The 21,803-nt window shown below is 39.0% G+C and carries 34 protein-coding genes; 4 read left to right on the forward strand and 30 right to left on the reverse strand.

The features are described from left to right. Positions 1 to 5 precede the first annotated feature (5 nt). The 22 genes from PCI70_RS07990 to PCI70_RS08095 form a co-directional block, all read right to left on the reverse strand. A complete protein-coding gene (locus PCI70_RS07990) occupies positions 6 to 2,309 on the reverse strand; it encodes a phage tail tape measure protein (RefSeq protein WP_442865176.1) in 2,304 nt (767 codons plus the stop codon). Between the two features lie 80 nt (positions 2,310 to 2,389). Beyond that, positions 2,390 to 2,557, reverse strand: a complete 168-nt coding sequence (locus tag PCI70_RS07995; RefSeq protein WP_269914795.1) for a hypothetical protein — start codon at positions 2,555 to 2,557, stop codon at positions 2,390 to 2,392. 102 nt (positions 2,558 to 2,659) lie between these two features. Next, positions 2,660 to 2,794: a DUF6889 family protein gene (locus PCI70_RS08000; RefSeq protein ID WP_269914796.1), complete on the reverse strand. Its 135-nt coding sequence runs from the start codon at positions 2,792 to 2,794 to the stop codon at positions 2,660 to 2,662. 56 nt (positions 2,795 to 2,850) lie between these two features. After that, on the reverse strand, positions 2,851 to 3,270 hold the full coding sequence (locus PCI70_RS08005) for a phage tail assembly chaperone (RefSeq protein ID WP_442865173.1): 420 nt from the start codon (positions 3,268 to 3,270) through the stop codon (positions 2,851 to 2,853). 55 nt (positions 3,271 to 3,325) lie between these two features. Further along, positions 3,326 to 3,769, reverse strand: coding sequence for a phage structural protein (locus tag PCI70_RS08010; RefSeq protein ID WP_269914798.1), 444 nt, complete (start codon positions 3,767 to 3,769; stop codon positions 3,326 to 3,328). A 14-nt stretch (positions 3,770 to 3,783) separates the two neighbouring features. Beyond that, complete coding sequence (locus PCI70_RS08015) at positions 3,784 to 4,896, reverse strand: DUF3383 family protein (RefSeq protein ID WP_269914799.1); 1,113 nt, start codon at positions 4,894 to 4,896, stop codon at positions 3,784 to 3,786. A 6-nt stretch (positions 4,897 to 4,902) separates the two neighbouring features. Then, positions 4,903 to 5,433, reverse strand: a complete 531-nt coding sequence (locus PCI70_RS08020; protein ID WP_269914800.1) for a phage neck terminator protein — start codon at positions 5,431 to 5,433, stop codon at positions 4,903 to 4,905. Between the two features lie 2 nt (positions 5,434 to 5,435). Further along, a complete protein-coding gene (locus PCI70_RS08025) occupies positions 5,436 to 5,804 on the reverse strand; it encodes a hypothetical protein (protein ID WP_269914801.1) in 369 nt (122 codons plus the stop codon). Next, positions 5,791 to 6,294 carry a hypothetical protein gene (locus PCI70_RS08030; protein WP_269914802.1) on the reverse strand — a complete coding sequence of 168 codons (504 nt, stop codon included), beginning with the start codon at positions 6,292 to 6,294 and terminating at the stop codon, positions 5,791 to 5,793. Before PCI70_RS08030 ends, PCI70_RS08025 begins: the two co-directional genes overlap by 14 nt. After that, the gene (locus PCI70_RS08035; protein ID WP_269914803.1) at positions 6,291 to 6,677 is read right to left on the reverse strand and encodes a DUF4054 domain-containing protein; all 387 of its coding nucleotides are present in this window, start codon (positions 6,675 to 6,677) and stop codon (positions 6,291 to 6,293) included. Before PCI70_RS08035 ends, PCI70_RS08030 begins: the two co-directional genes overlap by 4 nt. Positions 6,678 to 6,679: 2 nt before the next feature. Beyond that, the gene (locus tag PCI70_RS08040) at positions 6,680 to 7,015 is read right to left on the reverse strand and encodes an STY1053 family phage-associated protein (protein WP_269914804.1); all 336 of its coding nucleotides are present in this window, start codon (positions 7,013 to 7,015) and stop codon (positions 6,680 to 6,682) included. 2 nt (positions 7,016 to 7,017) lie between these two features. After that, positions 7,018 to 8,052 (reverse strand): DUF2184 domain-containing protein, encoded by a 1,035-nt coding sequence (locus tag PCI70_RS08045; RefSeq protein WP_269914805.1) that lies wholly within the window; start codon positions 8,050 to 8,052, stop codon positions 7,018 to 7,020. A 63-nt stretch (positions 8,053 to 8,115) separates the two neighbouring features. After that, positions 8,116 to 8,592, reverse strand: coding sequence for a structural cement protein Gp24 (locus PCI70_RS08050; protein WP_269914806.1), 477 nt, complete (start codon positions 8,590 to 8,592; stop codon positions 8,116 to 8,118). Between the two features lie 2 nt (positions 8,593 to 8,594). Continuing rightward, complete coding sequence (locus PCI70_RS08055) at positions 8,595 to 9,914, reverse strand: DUF2213 domain-containing protein (protein ID WP_269914807.1); 1,320 nt, start codon at positions 9,912 to 9,914, stop codon at positions 8,595 to 8,597. 13 nt (positions 9,915 to 9,927) lie between these two features. Next, entirely contained in the window at positions 9,928 to 10,089 is a 162-nt protein-coding gene (locus tag PCI70_RS08060; protein ID WP_269914808.1) for a hypothetical protein, read from the reverse strand. Positions 10,090 to 10,115: 26 nt separating this feature from the next. Continuing rightward, complete coding sequence (locus PCI70_RS08065) at positions 10,116 to 10,850, reverse strand: phage head morphogenesis protein (RefSeq protein ID WP_269914809.1); 735 nt, start codon at positions 10,848 to 10,850, stop codon at positions 10,116 to 10,118. Further along, positions 10,825 to 12,183 carry a DUF1073 domain-containing protein gene (locus tag PCI70_RS08070; protein WP_269914810.1) on the reverse strand — a complete coding sequence of 453 codons (1,359 nt, stop codon included), beginning with the start codon at positions 12,181 to 12,183 and terminating at the stop codon, positions 10,825 to 10,827. The genes PCI70_RS08065 and PCI70_RS08070 overlap by 26 nt, the downstream gene beginning before the upstream one ends. 9 nt (positions 12,184 to 12,192) lie before the next feature. Continuing rightward, positions 12,193 to 13,446 carry a PBSX family phage terminase large subunit gene (locus tag PCI70_RS08075; protein ID WP_269914811.1) on the reverse strand — a complete coding sequence of 418 codons (1,254 nt, stop codon included), beginning with the start codon at positions 13,444 to 13,446 and terminating at the stop codon, positions 12,193 to 12,195. Next, positions 13,427 to 13,876, reverse strand: a complete 450-nt coding sequence (locus PCI70_RS08080) for a DUF2280 domain-containing protein (protein ID WP_269914812.1) — start codon at positions 13,874 to 13,876, stop codon at positions 13,427 to 13,429. The genes PCI70_RS08075 and PCI70_RS08080 overlap by 20 nt, the downstream gene beginning before the upstream one ends. Before the next feature lie 58 nt (positions 13,877 to 13,934). Further along, positions 13,935 to 14,576, reverse strand: a complete 642-nt coding sequence (locus PCI70_RS08085; RefSeq protein WP_269914813.1) for a putative metallopeptidase — start codon at positions 14,574 to 14,576, stop codon at positions 13,935 to 13,937. After that, positions 14,545 to 14,982 (reverse strand): hypothetical protein, encoded by a 438-nt coding sequence (locus tag PCI70_RS08090; RefSeq protein WP_269914814.1) that lies wholly within the window; start codon positions 14,980 to 14,982, stop codon positions 14,545 to 14,547. The genes PCI70_RS08085 and PCI70_RS08090 overlap by 32 nt, the downstream gene beginning before the upstream one ends. A gap of 60 nt (positions 14,983 to 15,042) precedes the next feature. After that, the gene (locus tag PCI70_RS08095; RefSeq protein WP_269914815.1) at positions 15,043 to 15,333 is read right to left on the reverse strand and encodes a hypothetical protein; all 291 of its coding nucleotides are present in this window, start codon (positions 15,331 to 15,333) and stop codon (positions 15,043 to 15,045) included. Between the two features lie 61 nt (positions 15,334 to 15,394). Between PCI70_RS08095 and PCI70_RS08100 the strand changes: the two genes are divergently transcribed. Further along, the gene (locus PCI70_RS08100; protein ID WP_269914816.1) at positions 15,395 to 16,216 is read left to right on the forward strand and encodes a phospholipase D-like domain-containing protein; all 822 of its coding nucleotides are present in this window, start codon (positions 15,395 to 15,397) and stop codon (positions 16,214 to 16,216) included. Positions 16,217 to 16,623: 407 nt separating this feature from the next. On the opposite strand, the gene PCI70_RS08105 is transcribed toward PCI70_RS08100, so the two are convergent. The 8 genes from PCI70_RS08105 to PCI70_RS08140 form a co-directional block, all read right to left on the reverse strand. Further along, positions 16,624 to 17,163 (reverse strand): hypothetical protein, encoded by a 540-nt coding sequence (locus tag PCI70_RS08105; RefSeq protein ID WP_269914817.1) that lies wholly within the window; start codon positions 17,161 to 17,163, stop codon positions 16,624 to 16,626. A 5-nt stretch (positions 17,164 to 17,168) separates the two neighbouring features. Continuing rightward, complete coding sequence (locus PCI70_RS08110; RefSeq protein WP_269914818.1) at positions 17,169 to 17,576, reverse strand: DUF559 domain-containing protein; 408 nt, start codon at positions 17,574 to 17,576, stop codon at positions 17,169 to 17,171. Further along, a complete protein-coding gene (locus tag PCI70_RS08115) occupies positions 17,573 to 17,803 on the reverse strand; it encodes a hypothetical protein (RefSeq protein ID WP_269914819.1) in 231 nt (76 codons plus the stop codon). Before PCI70_RS08115 ends, PCI70_RS08110 begins: the two co-directional genes overlap by 4 nt. Next, a complete protein-coding gene (locus PCI70_RS08120; RefSeq protein WP_269914820.1) occupies positions 17,800 to 18,027 on the reverse strand; it encodes a hypothetical protein in 228 nt (75 codons plus the stop codon). The genes PCI70_RS08115 and PCI70_RS08120 overlap by 4 nt, the downstream gene beginning before the upstream one ends. Next, positions 18,024 to 18,242, reverse strand: coding sequence for a hypothetical protein (locus PCI70_RS08125; RefSeq protein ID WP_269914821.1), 219 nt, complete (start codon positions 18,240 to 18,242; stop codon positions 18,024 to 18,026). The genes PCI70_RS08120 and PCI70_RS08125 overlap by 4 nt, the downstream gene beginning before the upstream one ends. A 2-nt stretch (positions 18,243 to 18,244) precedes the next feature. After that, positions 18,245 to 19,147 (reverse strand): helix-turn-helix domain-containing protein, encoded by a 903-nt coding sequence (locus PCI70_RS08130; protein ID WP_269914822.1) that lies wholly within the window; start codon positions 19,145 to 19,147, stop codon positions 18,245 to 18,247. A 69-nt stretch (positions 19,148 to 19,216) separates the two neighbouring features. Further along, complete coding sequence (locus PCI70_RS08135; protein ID WP_269914823.1) at positions 19,217 to 19,504, reverse strand: hypothetical protein; 288 nt, start codon at positions 19,502 to 19,504, stop codon at positions 19,217 to 19,219. After that, positions 19,501 to 19,683, reverse strand: coding sequence for a hypothetical protein (locus PCI70_RS08140; RefSeq protein ID WP_269914824.1), 183 nt, complete (start codon positions 19,681 to 19,683; stop codon positions 19,501 to 19,503). The genes PCI70_RS08135 and PCI70_RS08140 overlap by 4 nt, the downstream gene beginning before the upstream one ends. Before the next feature lie 127 nt (positions 19,684 to 19,810). Between PCI70_RS08140 and PCI70_RS08145 the strand changes: the two genes are divergently transcribed. The 3 genes from PCI70_RS08145 to PCI70_RS08155 all read left to right on the forward strand — a co-directional run. Further along, entirely contained in the window at positions 19,811 to 20,494 is a 684-nt protein-coding gene (locus tag PCI70_RS08145) for a S24 family peptidase (RefSeq protein WP_269914825.1), read from the forward strand. A 205-nt stretch (positions 20,495 to 20,699) separates the two neighbouring features. After that, a complete protein-coding gene (locus tag PCI70_RS08150; protein WP_269914826.1) occupies positions 20,700 to 21,014 on the forward strand; it encodes a hypothetical protein in 315 nt (104 codons plus the stop codon). A gap of 1 nt (position 21,015) precedes the next feature. Further along, a partial coding sequence (locus PCI70_RS08155; RefSeq protein WP_269914827.1) for a RecB family exonuclease occupies positions 21,016 to 21,803 on the forward strand: 788 nt, incomplete at its 3' end.

Genomic DNA, 21,803 nt, shown 5'->3' on the forward strand with positions numbered 1-21,803 from the left:
ATACATTATGGCATTACAGCTTGAGCATTTCGTGCCAATATAATATTCGCATTTTCTTGCTGACGCTTCACGGCGTTAGCAGAATCTTGAGGGTTCTTGGCTCCATTAACAACCATATCAGTTTGATAATTCTGATGAATTGTTACATTGGATGCATTATTAGTAGCTCCTAAATATTGTGACTTTTCAGGGTTTGCCCGTGATGGAGCTGTAGGATTCTTAATATCTATATTTGATGCTGTTAAAAAATTATTGCTTGAAGTTCCACCATTTTTGATCTGTTGTAACGCATTTCTAATTTTAACACCATGCCCATTTTTAGCTTTATTCCCTTTATTTTTGTCATAATATGTTGATGTTCCATCTGATATCTTCCCAGTTTGTGTTTTAAAGCCTGTAGGTACTGGGATGCTTGCCCATTCCATTGATGCTTCATATTGAGCTTGTTCTAAATTAGAGCCATTACCTTTTAAATAATTATTAAGACCTTTGCGTTTTGGTATTAAAAACTCACGAAATATTTTTTCTTGCATTTCAGGAGTAAATTTCTCATTGCCAGTTAAATTCATTTGGGCCATAGCTTGCTTCATAGTAGAAGCAATGATCTGATATTTACCAACCGCATTCATACGACCACTATCGCCTGCCTTCAACTTATTTCTTTGGAGAATTTCATTAATAGTCATTTTGCTAAGATCGGTTTTAAATGCTCCTAAGTTCTTACCATTCACTAAACCACGATTAACACTATTATAATCACCTTCACCACTTGCTATAAGTGAACCAAGATTAGTATATCCATCATTTCCATTTACTTTACTCGCCACCTCTTTCACATTACTTTTCACGGTTTTGGCTAAACCAATAACTAATGTTTGAGCCTGTCCAACCACTTGTTTTACATCTTGCATAGTAAGGCTAGGCTTATTAGTTTGTTGTGGTGAAGATGCATTATTAGAATAAGGTGTAACGTCAATCATCTTAGGTTTATTTTTCGCTTCTTCCTCTTGACGGCGTTTATCATCAAGCATTGGTGTAGCACCACCAAACCAACCTGCAACAGGCTCAATAACGTGTTCTTCAACCTTATCAATTAACTTTTGATGACTCCCATCCCCAAAAATTCCATCAATTGCTTTTTTACTTAGATTTTCAATCCATTCCATTAACTCTTTAATTTTATTAATCACATAATCAATTTCTTTAGACCATGTACCCCAATCAATTAAAGATTTCCCACCTTCTTTCCATGTTTGGTAGTCATCCCATAACAACCCCAAAGCCGTCACTAGAGCCATAACAAGGGTTACAATACGTCCAATGGGTGTCATTGCAAAAATACGGAATAAGAACTTAATAGCTTGTCCAAATTTTAAAGCCCATTCTTTTGCAATCTTTAACCACTTAACTACAGATCCTAAAGACTTTTTAAAGGAGAAGAAGATACGGATAACACCTAACCCAATTCTCAGCATCTTCAACATTCTAACAAATGCACTAAGCATTAAAGTTGCTACAGCAATTTGTAAGAGAATTCCTAAGGTATCTTTAACCATTGGATGTAAATGACTAAATAACTTAACGCAAAACTGAACTGTGGTATTAAGCCCTTTTAAAAGAGGTATTAAAATTTTACCTGCTTGCATAAGTACGACTAAAAAACCTGTTTTAGCCATGATGCTTAAATCACGATATTGAGTCATAAACTCATTACCTGATTTGGTTAACTCATCATTCATACCCATTTGTTTTTGTATTTTTTGGTACTTCTCCATATTGGAGATAAATTTACCATCTCGCATGGCTAAAAGCGTGTTTTGATCAATTCCTAAAGAGTTTGCGTAAGCATTGGCTTGGTATTGTGGCATCTTAGCTAATACACCACTAAGATCTTTCATCACCTCAACACGGTCACGTACTGCACCGTTAGCTTCTTTTGTGGCTACACCTAAATTATTGAGCATACCCTCGTAACCCGGTGAATTACGCATTTTTTCACTAAGCGATTCTAATGTACTAATTGCTTGTTCTGCATTACCGCCCATTTGTTCAATTGCATTACCATAGGCATTGATATTATCAGCACTTGCACCGATACGTTTAGATGCAAAGTAGAGCTTGTCTAATTCAGTAGCTGTTTGTTTTACAGCAAATGCTACACCTGCTGCCATACCTACAATTGCTTTATTTAAAAGTTTTGCTCGTATTTCAACATTTTCAAGACTTTCCTTCATTTTATCAGCAGCAGCTTTATCAGTTTTAAACCCTAAAGCCACAACAAAATCACGAATTACACTCACCTGTGCCATATCCCACCCCATAAAAAAACCACCTGAGAGGTGGAATATATCTGTATTAAAAATTAGTATTTGCTTAAGGATTTTTAAAATTAATATCCTTTAACAGTTAAAATAAAGTAAGTGAGTGCTTGAATGATGGGTGCGAGTGCAAATAACGACACAACCACTAAAATCCAATAACAAAAGATTTTTACACTTTTATGAGTTTGAATGAGTTCTAATACTTTCACTACCCAATCTCCAATGTTAAAATTCATATACTGTTTATATCCTTGTGCCATAAGGTTTAAACAAAAAAGCCAAGAATTGCGAGTTCTTGGCTTTTTGCTTTTGTAAGAAAAAAACCACCCTACGGCGGTCTATCGTTTACTTTCATTTTGTCTTGCCTGATCAACGAGATATTCATTATCAGCAATTACATCTAAACCATCATTCATCAATGCCACATCATTAAGATCTAGTGTGCCATCAATCAAAGACTCGTATTTACACATACCTTTAATAACAGGACGTAGGATCCAATCCTCATTCCCCGGTAAGTTTCGCCAATTTACTTGGACTGTTCCTGAGTAGCTGATGCCTTCGTAAGCAGTCCTTTGATAAAATTTCCCAAATTCACACGAATAACAGCAAGCGTTAAAGGTAAAATCTGCCCCATATCCAACTCGTCAAACATGATCTGACCATTCACACAAACACGTGCAGTACCACGATTAACAACACCCAAGCATTTATGTACAACATAATCCACATCCTTTTCAGGCATAGCAGAAAACGCTGTGGTTAAAGGTTCTAAAGCATCGGTTAGACCATCAAGACTTTTTAAATCAAAAGTTTCTAAATCAATATCTGTATCACCATCAATGGCTTTGAATGCATCAGCTAATCCACCTTTGGCTACTTCCGAAATAATCGGAATAATTGTCGGAACTAATGGTGCAATTTTGCGAGAAACGTGTAATTGATCCATTGCATTGAGGCGGCCAATTGAATACTGATGATCACCTATGGTTAAAGTTTCAATATTATTCATAGCTACCCAACTTCATATCAATTTTGATTGCATCGAAAACCCATTCCACGGTTTGCCCTTCTTTAGCAGCGTTATAATCAGGTGCTTTTTGAAATGCTAGTTTAGTCGCACTCACGTTATCACCTGCCGATGGGTTATTTAGCGTAAAAGAGTTTTTGCCCCACTTTTTAGCACTTTGCTGTTGAACATTGTATAAGTTCATCAGCTTTGCATTGGTTGGTGATGTTTTTAACAAACGTACTGTGACTGTACCTGCTTTACTAGCATGTAATGCATGCATTCCTTCACCATCTGCACCAATAGTCATGGTATTTTTATTATCCAGCATGGCAACTGTAATACCTTCCTCTGCAACTGCCGCACCGTATCCTAAATCAATTGTGCCATCATCACTTGCAAGTGTGGCATGTGTGTCCATAAACGACCAAGTAGACATGTTCTACTCCCTTATTAACGATTTACTGAAACCACAACATCAGCAAAATGCGTTGCACCTGCTAACTTGTAAGCAATTTGAAAAACAGGTGCTTTACGTTGTTCACGTTCAGCCTGTGACTGATCATCTAAACTATTAGCAAACACGTAATAACCTTTTGTTAAATAATCACCAGATTTGAGTGAGCCAAATTCATCGCCATTCCAAACACCGGGTGCAGCTAACCCATTGGTAACACCTTGTTCACAAGCACGTTCTAATACGGCACATTGACGATTTAAGCCACCATCTGTTTGCGGTACTTTGCCTGTGGTGTAGTACAAATTCCAAAGGGAAGTTTCTAAATTATTTTGTTGCCAATCCAAACCGTGTACTTCATCAATAAAAACACCGCTTGCCATCACGCCTTCTTGCAAGATCGCCGTGTCATTGTTGTAGCCTACATAGACATTACAGTTTTTAGATGCCAATGCACTTGCCTTGGATACTGTGAGATTTTCAGCAGTTACCCCGGGTAATTGTTTAAATTTAAGTGTAATGGTAGTATTTGTACCATTAAAGTTCACGCTAAATGCACGACCAAACAAGGATGCAATTGCAAATTTAGAACTACTTGAATAAAGACATACTGTACGCTTATAACCCTGTGCTTTTAGTCGACTAGCAACATCATCCTTACTTGTTGTTAACAGCGTATTTGCGTTTTGTGTAGTATGGCCATAAATCCGACTTGGATCTGCAGCTTCAATTAATGCAGCAAGTTTAACAACTTCATCATCCGATAAATCGTCTGCAACCATCAAGCCATACCACTTTAATGAGTCTAAGCATGCATTTACGGCAGTCATAATATTTTCTTTTGATGCTTTATCCCAATACCCGATATAAAGTGTACGTGGCTTCGGTGACTGACTAAAATACAAGTTCGCCGCCTTATACTCATTAGAATCCACACCAAAATCGGTTGCGACTGCACTAATTCCTGAATATTCACGCATACGTTCAGCTGTGGTAATTACACCTGCAGTCGAACCTAAAATAAGAAGTGAACCAAATGAGCGTGGCCCTGCTGAAAGTGCAGCAATACTCACCTGCACATTTACCACATTTGATACAGGAAGTGTCATAACTAACTAACCTCGATTAAACTTAATTTGAGAAGATTGCAGCGTATCTACGGCGTATTGCTGTGTTGTTTTACGTCTAAACGTAGCAACTAAGTCGTAACGATGCACATATTGTTGATTGAGAAAATCAGGTGCCGTTGTAATGGCACTGACATCTACAAATTTGAAAGATAAGAGTTGTTGTATATTTTGTGGAATACCAAGCCCATTTTTAAAGGTATTGGCGAGCTGTTGCCCTTGTAGGCCATAAAACGATAAAAAGACTTCAAGCACTTCATGGCGAATATTGTCGATATTGGTGTTGTGTTGTTCAAAGTAAGGACCATCATCAGGTGTAATGGTTTTTATTCCGAATGCACACCAATTTTCGGTAATACTTGGCATGGGCAGTGGTTCAGGTTGCCATCGAGGGCGAACCAATGTGCCATCTAGTCCTGTCACACCAACAATAAATGCCTGAAAGAGATCTTCGAGTTCTTGGCCATAAGTAACCGCCCCACTTGGTGATAAGAAACCACCTGTTGCAGACGTTGCCATGGTTACCCCGAAAGTGGTTTAAGTTCGCAAATTGCTTTTACAAACCCTATGCCGTAATGCTGATTATCAAGTACTTGCGATACAATATAACGCTTTCCATGCCACTCAATTTCATCTGCTATATGTCCGTTATCACCTGATAATAAAGCAAACTGCGTATGAATATTGATTGCTCCCTTAATCAAAGTACCATCCTCACGGCGATCCATATTGAAACCGCTATTGGTTGTAACCACACCATAAAAAGGTGTTGCAGTACTTTGGGTCTGATTACGGCCATTACTCCCAACCACCACTGCATTACGATGACATACCAACATATCCATAAAATCAGGATCGAGTAGAACATCTGATACATCAAGTCTTGCCACGTTCGACCTCCTCATCCTTATGCATAATCACATATGTTTGCGAGTTACGATATTGCCCCGTGTCGACTAAAGGTTTAATTGATGTGCGACCTCTTGCTTTACGATGGGCAATGGTGAGTGGTGCTAACGCCGTAAAATCACCTGCATTAATTAAACGTTTTACACTCATGGTGGCTTTCATCCCTGCTGAGCCGAGATAAAAGTACATTTTCTTTTGATTACCCTCCAAAGCACTATCCACGGCTTTAAAAAGTTGCTGACTTATAAAATCTTGTACAGCTTCTACACCAGGTACTAAATGTGGACGAGGAGGTAAATTCATAGCAGGCGAACCATTTTCAAGTAAATAACCAATTTGAGCATTGGTCATATCACTATCTTCACGCTGTTCGCCGTGGGGCACACCGACTAAAACATCAGTTTGAGACAGAGCTTTCGTGGCTTCTAGAATATCAAGCAAACCCAAGCCTGTTGCTTTAACGCCACTCATAGCTGAATGCCTCCAGCCCCCATCATGCGAGCAAGTTGTAAAAATTGAATCCCCCAAGTGGTTTGGTTCCATTGTCCACCGTCATCAAGCGTTACACCTGACACATCCATAGACTTTGAAACACTATCAACCGATTTAGAGGTTTCATTTCCAACCACTTTACCTGCATCTGCACCCATTAATGATGCCGACATTGCACGTTGGTATAACGTCAAGTAATGAGCTATAAAAAACATTAGCCCTTCATCACGCAAATCTTCCCAACGGCGTTCATCTAACAGCTTTAACCCCAAGGACAGATATAAATTAAACTGTGCACTTGGGTAGCGTGTTAGATCAGCAAACATCGGCATCTTTTCACGAAAAGATGACTCTGTGAGCATGATTATTTTTCCTTAGACGATGCTTCCAACTGCTTTTTTAAACCTGCAAGCTCAGTATCCTTTTTCTTGGCATCTGCTTGTAAGGTTGTAATGGTTTTGTTGGCTTCATCAAGCTGTGTCGTTGCCGTAGCAAGCTCTGCTTGTACATCTTCCAACTGCTTTTTTAAACCGTCAGTTTCAAGGTCAGACGATGTAATGGGTTGTGAATGTGCAGCAACATACCAGTGTTCAGCAAGCTCAGAATCCACTTCATTAATGCCTGCTTTAAGTTCTACCTTTTCATCTTTAGATAGATGAATCACAAGATCTTTAGATAATAAAATCTGTACTTTAGACATACTTACACCCCATCTGCATAGAAGGCTGTTTCAGGGTAGATATACTCCACCACACCAATACGCCCAAAGTACGTGGTAAGTTGACGTAGATCGCGGTATTCAAGCGGTGTACGTTGCAATGGTACCAATGGAATACGAACACGACTTTCATCTTGTGTGTACGCTACAATACGGTCAGAATCACCCACACCACGCCCTGATAGCCATTTAAGGGGCTGAATATCAAGTTCTTTACCATTGACTGAGGTACATAAGCTATTCATGCGTAAGAATTGCAGAATAGAAATATTACCTGCTTCCGACACAATACGGCTTGTCAGCAAGCTAAACGCCGTTGGTGGCAGTAACAACTTGTCAGGACATACGGCGAACCCTGATGCGACCCATGCTTGGTTTAAGATTAAGTTCACATCATCTAAAATTTCTTGAGGGGTTTTACTTACCCACTGAGTTTTACCCGATACACCATTCGGTACGTTAGTTGCCCCCACTTTACTGCTATTAACTAAACCTGTAATACCTAAAGTACTGTCACCAATGTAAACCTGCTCGTCCACATCCATGTTGTACTTGAGCATCATGCCTGTGTATTTTTGCGTATCAACTGGGCGACCTACCTGTTTAGCAGACTCAAGCTCAGGGATTGTCCATCCAAGTTGCATGCCCCACAAGTTAAGAGGTTGTGCAGTTTTACCAATATCAAGTGCAATACCTTGAATGGCATCGGTATCTTTACCAATCCATGCTTTACCATTCGGTGATTGACCACCTGCAGACGCAAAGGTTGAGTTAGTAAATGATGCGGTTTCATCAGCAATAGAGACATCCGAACGTAAATCAATATCACGTGTCCATGTCACACTGGCTAATGGCTCATGCATACGCTGATCTAAACGTTCCAATTCACCAACTAAAAACGTACCTGAGCTGTCAATAGTACGTGCATCAAATGTCTGAAAACCATCGGTTGTGCGTGCACGTACAGGCATTGCTGCCATAGCAGATGCCATTGAGGTTGCTAAAATGATTTTACTCATTAGTTATAAATCTCCAGGCACAAAAAAACTCGCCTAATGCGAGCTGTACCTTTTTATTTTAAATTAAATGTTAAATGCGATTTCTACGTTGCCGTCTGCATCTGCTTCACACATGAAGATGGCTTTTACTTCAATAGTTTCACCATCGACTGCAATAGCTTCAATCCCACCTAATGGTTTTAGATCCGTGGCATTTGCAATACGTGTATATACAGGCTGTCCTTTTTTCGCCGTACCTGTATTATTTTTTACAGTCATATAACCACGTACCAAGACATCACTAATACCCTGTGACGGTGGTAATGCCGCACCAAGAGCATTCGTTGCACTTTGCGTTGGATAAGCACGAACCAATAAACCATACGGCTTTTTAGTATTAGCATCTAAAGCTACAATTTGCCCTTGAACATTGAATTGTCCAAACACACCAAATGCAGGAAGCTGACCACCAACAATATGTGCTTCAATGGTTGAATGAGATTTACGTGATACATCACCCGGGATACCTGACGGCATGCGGTATAAAAATGCGTTACCCATGTTTATTTTCCTTTATTACGGTTTGCCCAAAATTCACGGTTACTGGCATTAATATCTGCCACTGACTTTGGTGTACGTCCAAAATCCTTAGTAGAGACACCTGTTCGCACACCACGTTGGTTGTTTTGTTGTTTCAGCAATTCTGATGCACCAATAAAAGCAGCATCTACAGTGTGTGCAGGCAAGGTATCAAAATTGGTATTTAAACCAATAAACGGTTTAATCACCGTTTGCCCTGCATCTGTAGTAAAAGCTTGTTTTAACACTTGGCGTTTTGTATTGAGTACGGCGTTACCATTATTTGCACTATCAAACGTTGGCGTTTTAAAGCCCGGTGATAAAATTTCTGCACGTACTAACACCTCTTGAAGCGAATCACCTGTATGATTTTGCACACCTTCTTTAGATAAGGTATCCGCTTTTTCAGCATCTAATACGTCATCTTCGGTTTTGGTATCTTTGTCTGTATCTTTAGTTTCTGACTCATCATCGTCTTTCGTTTCTTCAGACGTTTCAGCATCTTTTGTTTTTTTCTTTTCCAACGCCATCATACGTTTATCTAATGTTTTGAGCGTTTTAAGAATTTGACGATTAACTGCTGCATCACCTGTTTTAGATGATTCTGTTTCTTCATCATCATCTTTGGTTTCATCATCGTCATCTTCCGTATCTTTTGCTTCTGCAAGTGCTTCGTCAATCGTACGGCGTGCTTTCATAAGCTGTTTTTCAAGCCATGATTGATTTGCCTTAGGCATAAAACTATCTCCAATTGAACAACGTGAGCCACAACGCCCACTCTCTACCAAAGCAACATGATTACCTAAAATATTGCTTTGAATTCCTTTACCCTTGCTGACCTCTAAATAGTCAGCATCATAGCCAAGCGAAATTTCCACCTTGCCATCTTGTACTTTGTCGATAGTTGTTTTATCGGTAATAAGCAGATCGGCAATTAAGAAGTCAGGGTTATTTTCATCACGGCGTACATTTTGTGCTGTACCCACAGCAAGCTGCTTCCAATTTTCAGGGCTTACCCAATCGTCAGGGTGGTCATCTGTAACCGCCTTACCCTCAAAGCTTGAAATAGTCTGATTATTGAATAAAGCATCTTCACTACGCTCAACGATAATTAAGCCTGTATTGTCCGCCGTGATAGGCACTTCACCTTTGCCATACATCAGCTTACCAATACGAGCTACAGGCACATCACGGCACAGCAAATAACCTTCGGGTGTCGTTTCGCGTGTACGCCCTAATTTACCTGTGGTGTAAATATTTGATCCGTCTTTGGTATGGCGATCTTTTGTTTTTTTCTTAAACATGACTCACCTGTACTTAACCGTTTGGTGCAGAACTTGGAGTTTTGATATAAGTTCCATCACAGATATAAGCCACTAACGGTTCAACCAAAGTGGGGATACGTTGTGGGTTAACACCTTGTGCCAATGCTTGTTGTGTAAGAGCAAGACGCACTTGTACTTTTTCTTTACTCATCATATTTCCTCAGACATAAAAAAGAGCCGTTATAGGCTCTCGTAATCATCAGGTACAACAGGTTCGGCATAACATCGGCAGTTATAAATACACCCCGGATGTGCCCGAACCCCTGCACGTTGATCTGCAATCGGTGGATTATCCCACTTGTGAAATGTTCCATTAAGTTCTTTATGATCAGAACGCACATCTGGATCTTCGGACGTACGCCAAATGTAACCTTGTGAGCCTAAGTTTTTTGCTCTTGCTTCTGTAAAGTTACTTTGTGCACGACTAATTTCCGTACGTGCAATTAAGTTGGCACGTGACTTCGTAACATGACCTGTCGCTAAAATCAGCCCCGCAACCTCACTAGCACGACCACCATCAATGGTAGTGCGTGTAGCAAGATCATGGACGCGTTGTGCTGCATCCAATGGCAATGATTTAATTAAAGTTACTTGGTCATCCATAAGCTTTTGGTAAATCGCACCAATATCGGTATTACGGATTTGATCACGTACACCACGCGATAGATCTTTTGCATGAATTAACCATGTTTTTTGATCACGCAACGCAACATCCGTCATGATTCGACCTGCCGTGTTTTGTGCCCAATGATGCAATGTTCCTGCATATTCATTCAATGCACTTACAATTAATGGATAACTGCGTGGGTCGTTCACATCAAAACTTTTAACAATCGTGTCAATGTAACGTGCAATTTTCCTTAATTGTTGAGCATAACGGCGTTCTGCCTTACGAACTGTCTTTGGATCCCACATTTAACGCTCCCGGTGCAGGTGGATCATCATCAGCATCGTCAATTTCTTCATCTGTAATATTAGAATAAATATTAGTGACCTCTGAATTTTGACGTAGTTCCTTTAACGCCGTCTTGCGTGAGATCAAGCCATTTTCTTGTGCTTGAACAACCGCCGTAGTGACCTTGCTTGCAATATCCGCTTTAGTGGCATCATCAATTTGCCATAAAGACGCAAAATCAAACTTAAACGAGTTAGGTAATGGCTTACCAAGTACTGACATACTTACAACCGCAAGAAGCGTATGCAACGGCGTACGCAAACGCCCCTCTTGTGTTTGGTTAATTCCATCGTAGTAGTTAGATAAATCACTTTCACCTGTGGCATTTAAACCTGCAGGTGCTTGACCAAATAATTTAACCAATGGAATCCCAAGTGCCCCTGATAGCTGTTGGCCAAACTGCATCAAGATATTATCTAGGCCTGAAAAGTTGTATTGACTGGTTTCAAACTCATCTTGTACATCCATTACAGTCAGACCTTCATTTGACTGCCATAAACGGATATGTTCCATTTGTTTAACTAACCCTTCAAATGCACGACCACCTGAAGCAATTAGAGTTCGTAAATCTTTCACTTTATATGTGCGTAGATGAGCTTTATAAACTAACTGACCTGCACCAAGGGTTGCACTATCAAACAACGTTAAACGATCTTCTAATCGCTCAATAACAGATTGTCCCCAAAGGTTTTCTGCAATAGATTGCCAATAAGGGAGTTTTACGCCGTCAATACGAATAACACGCGAATAGTGGATACGCTCATTACATAGCCCTACAGCATCAGAAAAAACATCATAGTATTTAGGCTTACCGTAATGTGGACCATAATCAGTAACAAGATCCTCTAGAGTTGGCTGTATCATCCAACGATCTAGTACAAGTAATCCTTTAAAACTGTCTTTACCAATCGTTTTAATATTTAACGGCGATGATGGGTTTTGACCATCAATCAGCATCACAGCAATCGCACCGCCGTACAACCGTGACCACTTGATTGTTTCATTCAGACGATCCCAAACTTCTAAATTATCCAAAACATTATTAATGCTTTCGACTTCATCAGGATCATCAAAACCACGCATGTTAATCCCTTCGCGTGTCATATCATCAGCAACCACATCCACGGCGTTACCCACAATCCAACTAGAGCGATACATGGCTTCTAATTTTAGGCGGTCACGGCTTAAAAAATTAAACCCATAGGTGGACTGGTCATGTTGACTTCCTGCACCTAAGCCGACTCGTGCAGCAAAGTTTTGAAAACTATCTACAGTACGTTTAACAATGTTCATAACGGTTTCTCACAATCTCGCCCAAACACCCACTCCACCACGAGACATGATGTAACCATCTAATGAATAGCGTAAAGCATCTATACCGTGGTTCCATTTATCTACAATAATTGGAAGTACTTCATCAGTGAGGCGGTCTTTTTTGTACGAGTAATTTCTAAATTCTTCTAAAATCTTTTTACAACGTGGATGGATAATGATTTTGTCAAAGCCCTTTAGATGGGCTATACCATCCTCTACAGATCCTTGCCATTTTTCTGCAGCCGAAATCGTAAAACCTTGCCGAACTAAATAGCTGATCGTCTCAGGTCGCGAACAATCCCCTTTGATCGGCCAATTCCTTGAATCGGGCACGGCGTCATAAAACTGTGCCATTTCATCAAGCTCTACACCCACACCAAAGGCTTCGTATTCAATATAAAGTGTATTTTCAATAACAAAGGAGCGAAGTAATGTACTTGGATCATTCGCAAAACCAAAATCAGCACCAAAAAACAAGCGTTCTGCAGTTTTCCAAAGCTCATCATCAAATGCTTCTACTTTATATTTATTCTTAAATATTTGAGCTTCTGACAATTCAAGATAATCACCCTCCCATATCCAACGATAGGTAGCGTCATCTAAATTTGCTTGGTCTTGTCGCCGTTCAATTTCTAAAACTTCGGGAAACCACGGATTGTCGGAGTAGTTCATTTCTACTCCAATACCAATCAACTCACCTGTTACATCATCGTAAATCTTGTCATGACGGAAACGCTTACTGGTAGCACTATCACGTTTTTCGGGGTTCCATGTAATCCATACCTCTGAACCACTTTCACGCACCGTAGGCAGTAATTTACGCCATGCCATTTCACTGACTGTTTCAGCTTCATCTACCCAACACAGCAAGATGCGTGCTTTAGATTTAATGCTATCCAAGTTATGACGTAGACCACAAAAACCATAGCTCACCCTACGATTCTTAGTACGGATGTATTTCTCACCCATTTCATAATATTTATTAAGAAATGGTACTGAGCGAATAGCTTGCTTGATCTCCTCCATAGATGATTCCTCAAGAGAGTTCATATACTCACGAGCACCAAGCAACATGCCACTAATACCTGCTTCCGCCCACATATACCCCCTAACAGCAGTCATTAAAGCAAATGTACGTGTTTTACCTGAGCCACGTCCACCCCATGATGAGCGGTATCGCACACTAGACTGTGAGAACAGTGGAATTAGTTTGGGTGGTAGCTCAATCTGTACTTTCGACATTAGGAGCCACCAATTCAATTGTTAAAGGTTTATTAATTTCTTTGCCGTTAGTAGTGTGATCTATCTCCTGACGAGTCACACGCCCATCGGTTTCTTGAAAGGCTTGTTTAAGTACCTTTTGTTTCATCACCTTGTTTTTGCCGTAGTCGTCATACATTTTTTGTAGTTCACGCAGACGAAAGGCTTTATTGGCCAGTGGTATATCTAAGATATTCTCTTGGAAGTTACGCCGTGTTTCATCAAAAAGTTGTTTTAATTTCTTACTTAAATTTTTACCTGCAGGTTTAGTTGGGTCGTATGCAGAACACTGACGGCGGTCTAACTCTATGCCAAATTCTTGTTTGACAGCATCAGCAACCTGTTGAGGGGTTTCCATACAGGCAAGTGATTGAACAATAAATATTTTTATAGGCTCTTTAAGCGTTGCCATAACTTCCTCTTTGTCATACTACGTCAAACAAGATAGGCAAAAAAAAGAGCCTTACAGCTCAGTTCACTACACAATTTCCGCAGCACTTTGATATGTCTAAATCTGAAACAAACGGCGGATTCTTTGCAATCTCAACAAGCCGTTTAATGTCTTGGTTTGCACCCCAACGTTTAACCACGCCCACAAATTCTTCCACGTCATGACCACCCAAGTAATGTTTTGGTAAGCCTGTATGCTCACTGAATATTGCTTCACCATCTTCGTCACGCTCTACGGCGATATGATAAAGCTCATGTTCTAACAAGGCACAAAACTCACGATCATTGGCACGTTCACAAAAACTTGCATCAACTGTAATCAGATAAACAGGTACAAAACCGAACCAATCACGCATTTGTTGTTCTTGTCGTGCTTTACGCCAACCACCTTGGTTAAACATGATTTTTTCACACTGGCCAAGTACCATACGCTTTTTAGATACGGCGGCAGATGATGCCCACGCAAATGCTAAAAAGGTTTCGTCATCGTCCATAAGTTCGGCAATATGATCATGGTCGGGATTGTAGAGTTTGCCATCATTTTTTAAATAATTATCAACCACCCATTGTTTTAAATCAGGTGCAGGCACTAGACGTATCGCTTCTTCAAGTTCTGCCTGATCTATAAAGTCAGTCGGTGGAAATGGTCTGATCTGTTCCATCTACAGCGTCCTCTTTTAATTGGTGAAGCATCCAACCAATGACGTAACCATACTTAACGGCGATATAGTCAAAACGCTCACAATGATAACCACGTTCTTCTGCTTCATCGTATCGTCCCATATTCCAAGCCTTATTACTCAGTTTGCCACGGCGACCACCCGACCAAGGACTACCCTCTATTTCAATCAATATTCGTTTTTTAACGATATGAAAATCGAAACGACAATGCTTAGTTTTATTGATCTGAAACTGACGCTCAAAGCCAACGCCGTGTTGCTGCAATTGCTCTGTGAGTATTGCATCCGCTTCTAAATAGGATTGTTTGGCTTTAGGCAATGGCAACGTACGAGGTTTACGTTTGGGTAGTGCTTTATTGATCAGGGCTTTGTATTGTTTTTCGTCCATATTCCACCCATAAAAAAACCACCCGAAGGTGATTTTTAAATTCTAATAAATAGACGCAAACTAAGGCAATCTGGTTCCAGTGACTCTCTGCATTATATTTCCCACAGTGATTGTTAGGTAATTTCTATCAGGATCTTCACTAATAGACACCTGACTATTATTTTGTTGTGCAGCCCTCAAAGCATTCATAACATTGTCTTTAAAGCTTGGCATATAATCTGCTTTAATAACGTTATCGGGACGAATATCATATGTGTAGTAGGCTATCTGATTATTTTGCGATACTTCAAACGCTAAATTATTCATCCAATTACAATTAAGAATGCTATTCCCATTTATATTTAATTCCATATTACTTCTACTTTAAAATTTTTACCTTAGGTATAAAACAATATTGGGGCTCAGAACAAAAATGCAACTCTCAGATTTTTCAATAAATTCTATAGCCCCTTTCATTACTGGGGATGATGGTGTCCCAACACCCTATTTAAGTGGATCAAAGATCATTAAATTTTTTAATTCTTTTGGTGTAAGAGATGTATATGATGATGGATTACCATTTAAATTAAGTCGCACAAAATATGTGATTACAACACTAAAAACATTAAATGGTACACGTAATTTAAAACCCTTATTAGAAAGCTTGGTTGATTCAAGACGAATTGAAAACTCAGACGAAGTAACAAAACTTATTAATGAAATTATTAAATATGATGGGTATAAACTAGAAAAAAATTTAGACAATATATACCGAATATCGGGTCAACAATTTGAAGATCCTATTAAAGCAACCGTCCATTTTGATGAAATCAAAAATCAAATAATTGAGAATTTATTAAATGCAAAATTTTGTATTTGGGCTGCCATTGCATGGTTTACAGATAAAGATATAGGAAATATCTTACTGAACAAGCATAGATCAGGGCTAAATATTCAAGTAATCGTTAATGATGACGAAATAACAGAGAAATATGGACTACAGTTTGGGTTAAAAGGAATTGAATATTACAAAGTCAATCCTATTTCACCTTTTGGAAAAAAAATAATGCACAATAAGTTTTGTATTATTGATTTCACAAAAGTTATTACTGGGTCATATAATTGGACCAAAAATGCAACCTATAACAATGAAAATGTTTCTATTATTGAAGGAAAAGATATAGCGGAACAATATGCACAAAAGTTTATTGAATTAAAAATAAATTCAAAGTATAAAAATTCACTTTATGAGTGATAGTGATCTTTAAAGAAATTTGGCGTGGCAGGCCGGACTTGCACCGTAGTTGGTGATTTTAGAAAAATCCCAAGTTTATCGTAAACATTCTTAGAGCCCTACTGCCACATCATCCAACCATTGTCGAGGGTTAAAAATTTTTTCATGTTCATGTTGTTACCTTTTTCAAAAATAAACTGCAATAAAGTTGATAGACGCTCTAGTGTTGACACTAAGCTTATGAATTGCAGTAAGGCTCCAAGCATGTAGCTTATCGATAAAACAGGGGCACTTATTAAACCGGTCCATAATCCCAATAGAGCGAGTAAGCCGAAACAAAAAGTGTAAACTAAACTGGTTTGGTCTACATTAAAATTTAATATAACCACTATATCCAAATGATGCCTTATCGGGACGAATATGTCAATTTAAGAAATTTCTAGCTCACGGCGGTAATTTTCAATATATTTAATGGCATCCGCTTTGGCTTCTTGCAACATCATTTGTACGGCATCGCCATAGTTCTTCCAATTATTTTTATAAGTTTTAACTTCCATATCTACACCTGCAAACCATAAACGCCCTTCTAAAGTCACCTTACTTTCTAAATAGTTATGCAAGAAATAATAAAGCTCCATATTGGCAATCTTCCGACAAATCTCAGGCAACTTATCTTTATTACGTTTCTTCTCTTCATCCGCTACTACAAAAATAGATGCAGTTAAGAATTTAAGTACCTTAGCGTACTGTACACCGTGTTCCTTCCAATCGCCGTACGCTAATAAAAACGCTAGGTCTTTTTGTAGATCGTCATCCATTAATGCAAACACTCCTGCTTTGTCTTCCCAATTTGGTGGCTTCTCTCCTGTTGCCTTTTCACTAATTTCGTACTGGGCAACCTTGGCACGCAACTCACGACCCAACCACTCAAAAGCACTTAAACCCTCTAACGCAACAACATTACCCATTAAATCTACTCTCCCAAAAACTGCTGTATTTCTTTAATTGCAAATCCTGACTTAACTTGCTGTGTACTAAATCTTAAAACGGTGAACCCTATTTTTGATGCCTCGTTATATTTCTCCATATCCCCTAAATAACCACTACCACGTGTATGCCTACCATTGGTCCAAATACCACCCTCTACCTCAATTAAAAGTTTAGTATCTGTAATATAAAAATCAGATCTCCACTTACGTGTTGGGTGAAATTGGTATTCTTCTTGAAATGCGATTTTTACGGCTTTAAGTTGTAAGCTGAGGGTTTGTTCACCCTCGCTTCGTTTCGTTACACCTACCCCTGATTTTTTGCGTTTAATAGGCTTCTTACGAGTAGATGCATACTTACTTTTGTATTCAGCCAATGAAATACTACTAGTCATTTAACGCCCATTAATTCTTTTGCATACGGCGTTGCTTGATACATCGCATAATCTATTTTTTCTAAGAAACCTGCATCTTGCAGACTGCGTAAATACATCGACATACGATTTTTATCGCAATCAACCACAAAATTTCTTAGATCCACCCCTGTAACAGGTTCTGTGGCATACACGGCGTAAATTAAAATATCGAGCTGTTGCTGAAATGTGATGTGGGGTGCACTCATTGTCCACTCCCTAAAACTGCTGTGCTTTCGCTAAAACGTAAACTGCTTAATTGTCGCTTGCACCAACGTTCTCTAAAGGCTTGTTCTTTTTCGCTAACGGGTTTAGGAGCATCGTAAATTTTGCATTGATGCCCAATAAACTGAGAATGGTTATAAACCACCATTTCACCTGTTAAAACGGCATTGCTCACTTGAGATAATTCAATCAAACGCTGAGTGTTCACGCCACCACCTCATTTAAACCAAGACCACATGCAATTTTATTTAAAACACTTGAAGCAACACGCTCATGTGTTACCAGATCTACAAGCACCATCACAGACACCTGAATTTGTTTTGCAATCGCATCTAAAGACCAACGTGCTTGAAGTGCGGTTACGGCGTGACACACAGCGATTTGTTTTTCAGAGCAAGATTCAAAGTTTTGATAAATTCTCATACTTACGCCCCTACACCGTTTTGTTTGTAGCCCACCTGCTTGAGATACGGGATCAGTTTTTGAATGCCCTCAGCAGTGCAAAGCTCATCCATGATGCGACTTGCCAAATCTTCGTAGGTTTCGCCAACTTGAGCATGCTGACTTGCATACTCAGGTAGACGGGAGATTTTGTTTGCAAACATGAAAATTTGTTTTTCAGAGAGTTGGGCTTCGCTTGGTTTTTCAGACTGTGATTTTTTGTTTTGCACAGGATTAGATTTAGATTCCAATGCTCGGTACTTGGCTACCGCCTGAACAAGTTTGTCAGCGAAGTGGTAAATCATCACATCGTCATCCAAATTTTTCTCAGCGTTAAATTTTTCAAAGTGATTTAACTCACGTTCAAACCAAGATGCATTTTTGATTTCTAAAATCAGATTTGGGTCTTGCAAGTAATCAAGCTCGTCTTCAAGTTTTTCCCAAGAAAACCAAGTTTTTTTATTTTTAGATTCTATTAAAAGATTCATTGGGAGATTCTGTGTACCACTTTTGGGACTGGTTGCAGTACCACTTTTGGTACAGGTCGCCGTCCCACTTTTGGTACCAGTACCATTTTTGGGACATGTACCACTTTTGGTACTAGTTAAGGGTATTTCTTCACGTCCATTTACCCCAATTAAGCGATAAACTTTTACGCCATTACCACGTGTTTTACCCGTAAATTGAAGTAGATTTAACTCCTCTAACTCATCAATAACTTTCATCACTGTTTTACGGTTGAGCACACAATCTTTTGCCAATCGGGCAACACTTGGATATGCAGTATGGTCTTCACCTGCACGATCTGCCATTGATAACAAAACAGTACGTTGTGATGAAGTTTGCACAGGTACTCTCCAAGCCCAATTTGTTGCATCTAAGCTCATATCTGCACCGCCGTGTTTGTTTTAACCACGCATTGTGGTAAAATTAATTCGTTCATTTTTGATGACCTATCACTGTGAACAACTTAAGCCTGAGGTCTGAACTCGGGCTTTTTTATTGTCTGAATAAAAAGAATTACTGCCTTGACCAAACTCTCCCAAGTCTGCCCGCATACGCTCATATCTTTTTACTCGCCCTATTGCTAAATTGACCATGTGCCATTCACCCATGACTATTTTTTCAATTAGGAGTGCAGCTTGCTTACCTACTTCCATACCATTAAAAGCAGCAATTTCTCGCAAGCAATGCATAATTTCAGGATCGTGCTTCGTTCGAAGATCTTCTTTTTCGAGACTCACATTTTCACCTGCTTGCCTAAAATATTTGGATTTAGAAAAAGGTGGGGATAGTCAAGTTTCACTTGTGGAGGTATTCCTCTTTTCATCCAATTTTGAACACGTTGCTTACTTTTGATTCCCAAAAGTTCAGCAACCCTCGTTGACCCACCTAAGATCAACAAAATTTCTTTGTCAGTCATAGCTTATCCTCAAAAACACCATGTGTACTTAATAGTAAACACTATGTTTACATAAGTCAATTTGTTTGTTTAACACAACTTGTTTACTTGAGAGATAATATTTTTATGTACCAATTTAGGGTTAGATATGCACGAGTCATTTCAGCGGTTACTTGAAATAGCAAAAGAATTAAATCAAGAAGAAATTGCTAGAAAAATTGATGAACTACCGCAAACACTTACTAATTGGAAGAGACGTGGAATCTCAAAGGCAGGAGCATTAAAAATTTCTGCAGCATTTGATGTTTCTGCAAATTGGATTTTGACAGGTAAAAAACAAAAAGAAGATAGTGTAGTAATTAGCTTAAAAGCATTAGATTCAAATTCTCAATTAGATATTGATGAGCTTGAAGTTCCTCATTATAAAGAGGTTTCCATACCTTTTAACATTAGCGATTTTGCTAAAATTAAAGGAAAGGAAAAAACAAAAATGCGTATCAGTAATTCAACATTAGTAAAATATAATGTAGCTATTGAGAATGCTTTTGCTATTACTGCTACTGGTGATTCAATGTCACCAGTTATAAATAACAATGCAGTTGTATACGTTGATTTAGGCACAACAAATATTATTGATGGAAAAATTTATGCCATCAGTCATGGTGGATTGTTTGAATTTAAGTACTTATATAGACTTCCAAAGGGTGGAGTGCGAATAGTAAGTGCAAACAAACAGGAATACCCAGAAGTAATTTTAACAGCCGAGCAAGTTATTGAAGAAGAGTTCTCTGTCATAGCTTATGCTTTTAGCGTACAAAATCCTCTACCTTAAAGTAAATATTTTGAAAAAAGACCACATCATGTGGTCTTTTTTCATGGCTCTAATATTAAAAAGAAAACAAAAAAAGTTCACATATGTTTGTAAAAACAACTTGACCTTAGTAAACACTGTGTTTACTATGAATCCATCGAAACGAAAAAGCCCACACTGACCGTCGAAATCACATGTGGGCTTTACAGAAAACTGCGAGGCAATTATGCAACATAAATCACATCCAATGCAATTAGAACGTACGCTTGTTAGTACGTTACTGCAACAGCAAGACCAGCGTGGTATTTGCCCTGCTCACTCTACAATGCAACAACGTACCGAGTTTTATGCACAGGTACAAAAAGAAGTTGTGACTCAAAAACAAGATGTTTTATTCCCAGTCATCACCAAACAAGAAATGATTGTTAGCTATATCAAAGACCTATTTTTAGGATTTGGGTTATTGTTGGTTATCGTATTATTGCTTGTTTTGGCGTACTGGAGTACTCAGAAAATCCTTACATTAGTTTGGGGTATCTAATATGTCTCGAATTTTCTCTATTAGAGCAAGTTCTTTAGGAGATCTATTTGACTGCCCTGCACGTTGGGAAGCAAAAAATCTTCTAAAGAAAAAAATGCCATCATCTTCACGTTCGCAAATTGGTCAAGCAGTACACGAAAGCATTGGCCGTTGGGATTATCTCAACATGCTAGGTGAACAACCACACATTGAAGAATGTAAGGAAGTGATCTTCCAACAGATTTGGAAAGAACAAAATACAGAAATTGATTGGTCTGAGGTTGATCAAAATACATCAGAAAATATTGCAACCTCACTTATGGAAAAGTACATCCAACACATTGCACCAAGCCAAAAATTTATTGGTGTTGAGGTGTTATGCGAATCTATGGTGATCTCTGACCTAAACATTGAACTAACAGGCACGATTGACCGCGTTTACGAAAATGAAATGGGTGAACTTGGTATTGGTGACATCAAAACAGGAAAAACCTCTGTATCTGCCAACGGCGTAGTACGCACAGAAAACCATGCCGTACAGATGGGCGTTTATAGCATTCTTGCAAGCCATGCTTTACAGGAAAACATTATTGCCCCTGCACGTATCTATGGCTTAACCACAGCCAAAACAGACAAAGGACAACACGTTGGCATCGGTGAAATTGAATCACCTGCAGAAGTATTACTTGGTACAGAAGAATCACCAGGACTACTTCACCACGCATCCAAAATTCTAGAAACAGGCTTATTTTTTGGCAACTCAAAATCAATGCTCTGCCACCAAAAGTTTTGCCCTAACTTCTCTACATG

This window comes from Acinetobacter sp. HY1485 (genome assembly GCF_027568475.1).
Classification (GTDB): domain Bacteria; phylum Pseudomonadota; class Gammaproteobacteria; order Pseudomonadales; family Moraxellaceae; genus Acinetobacter.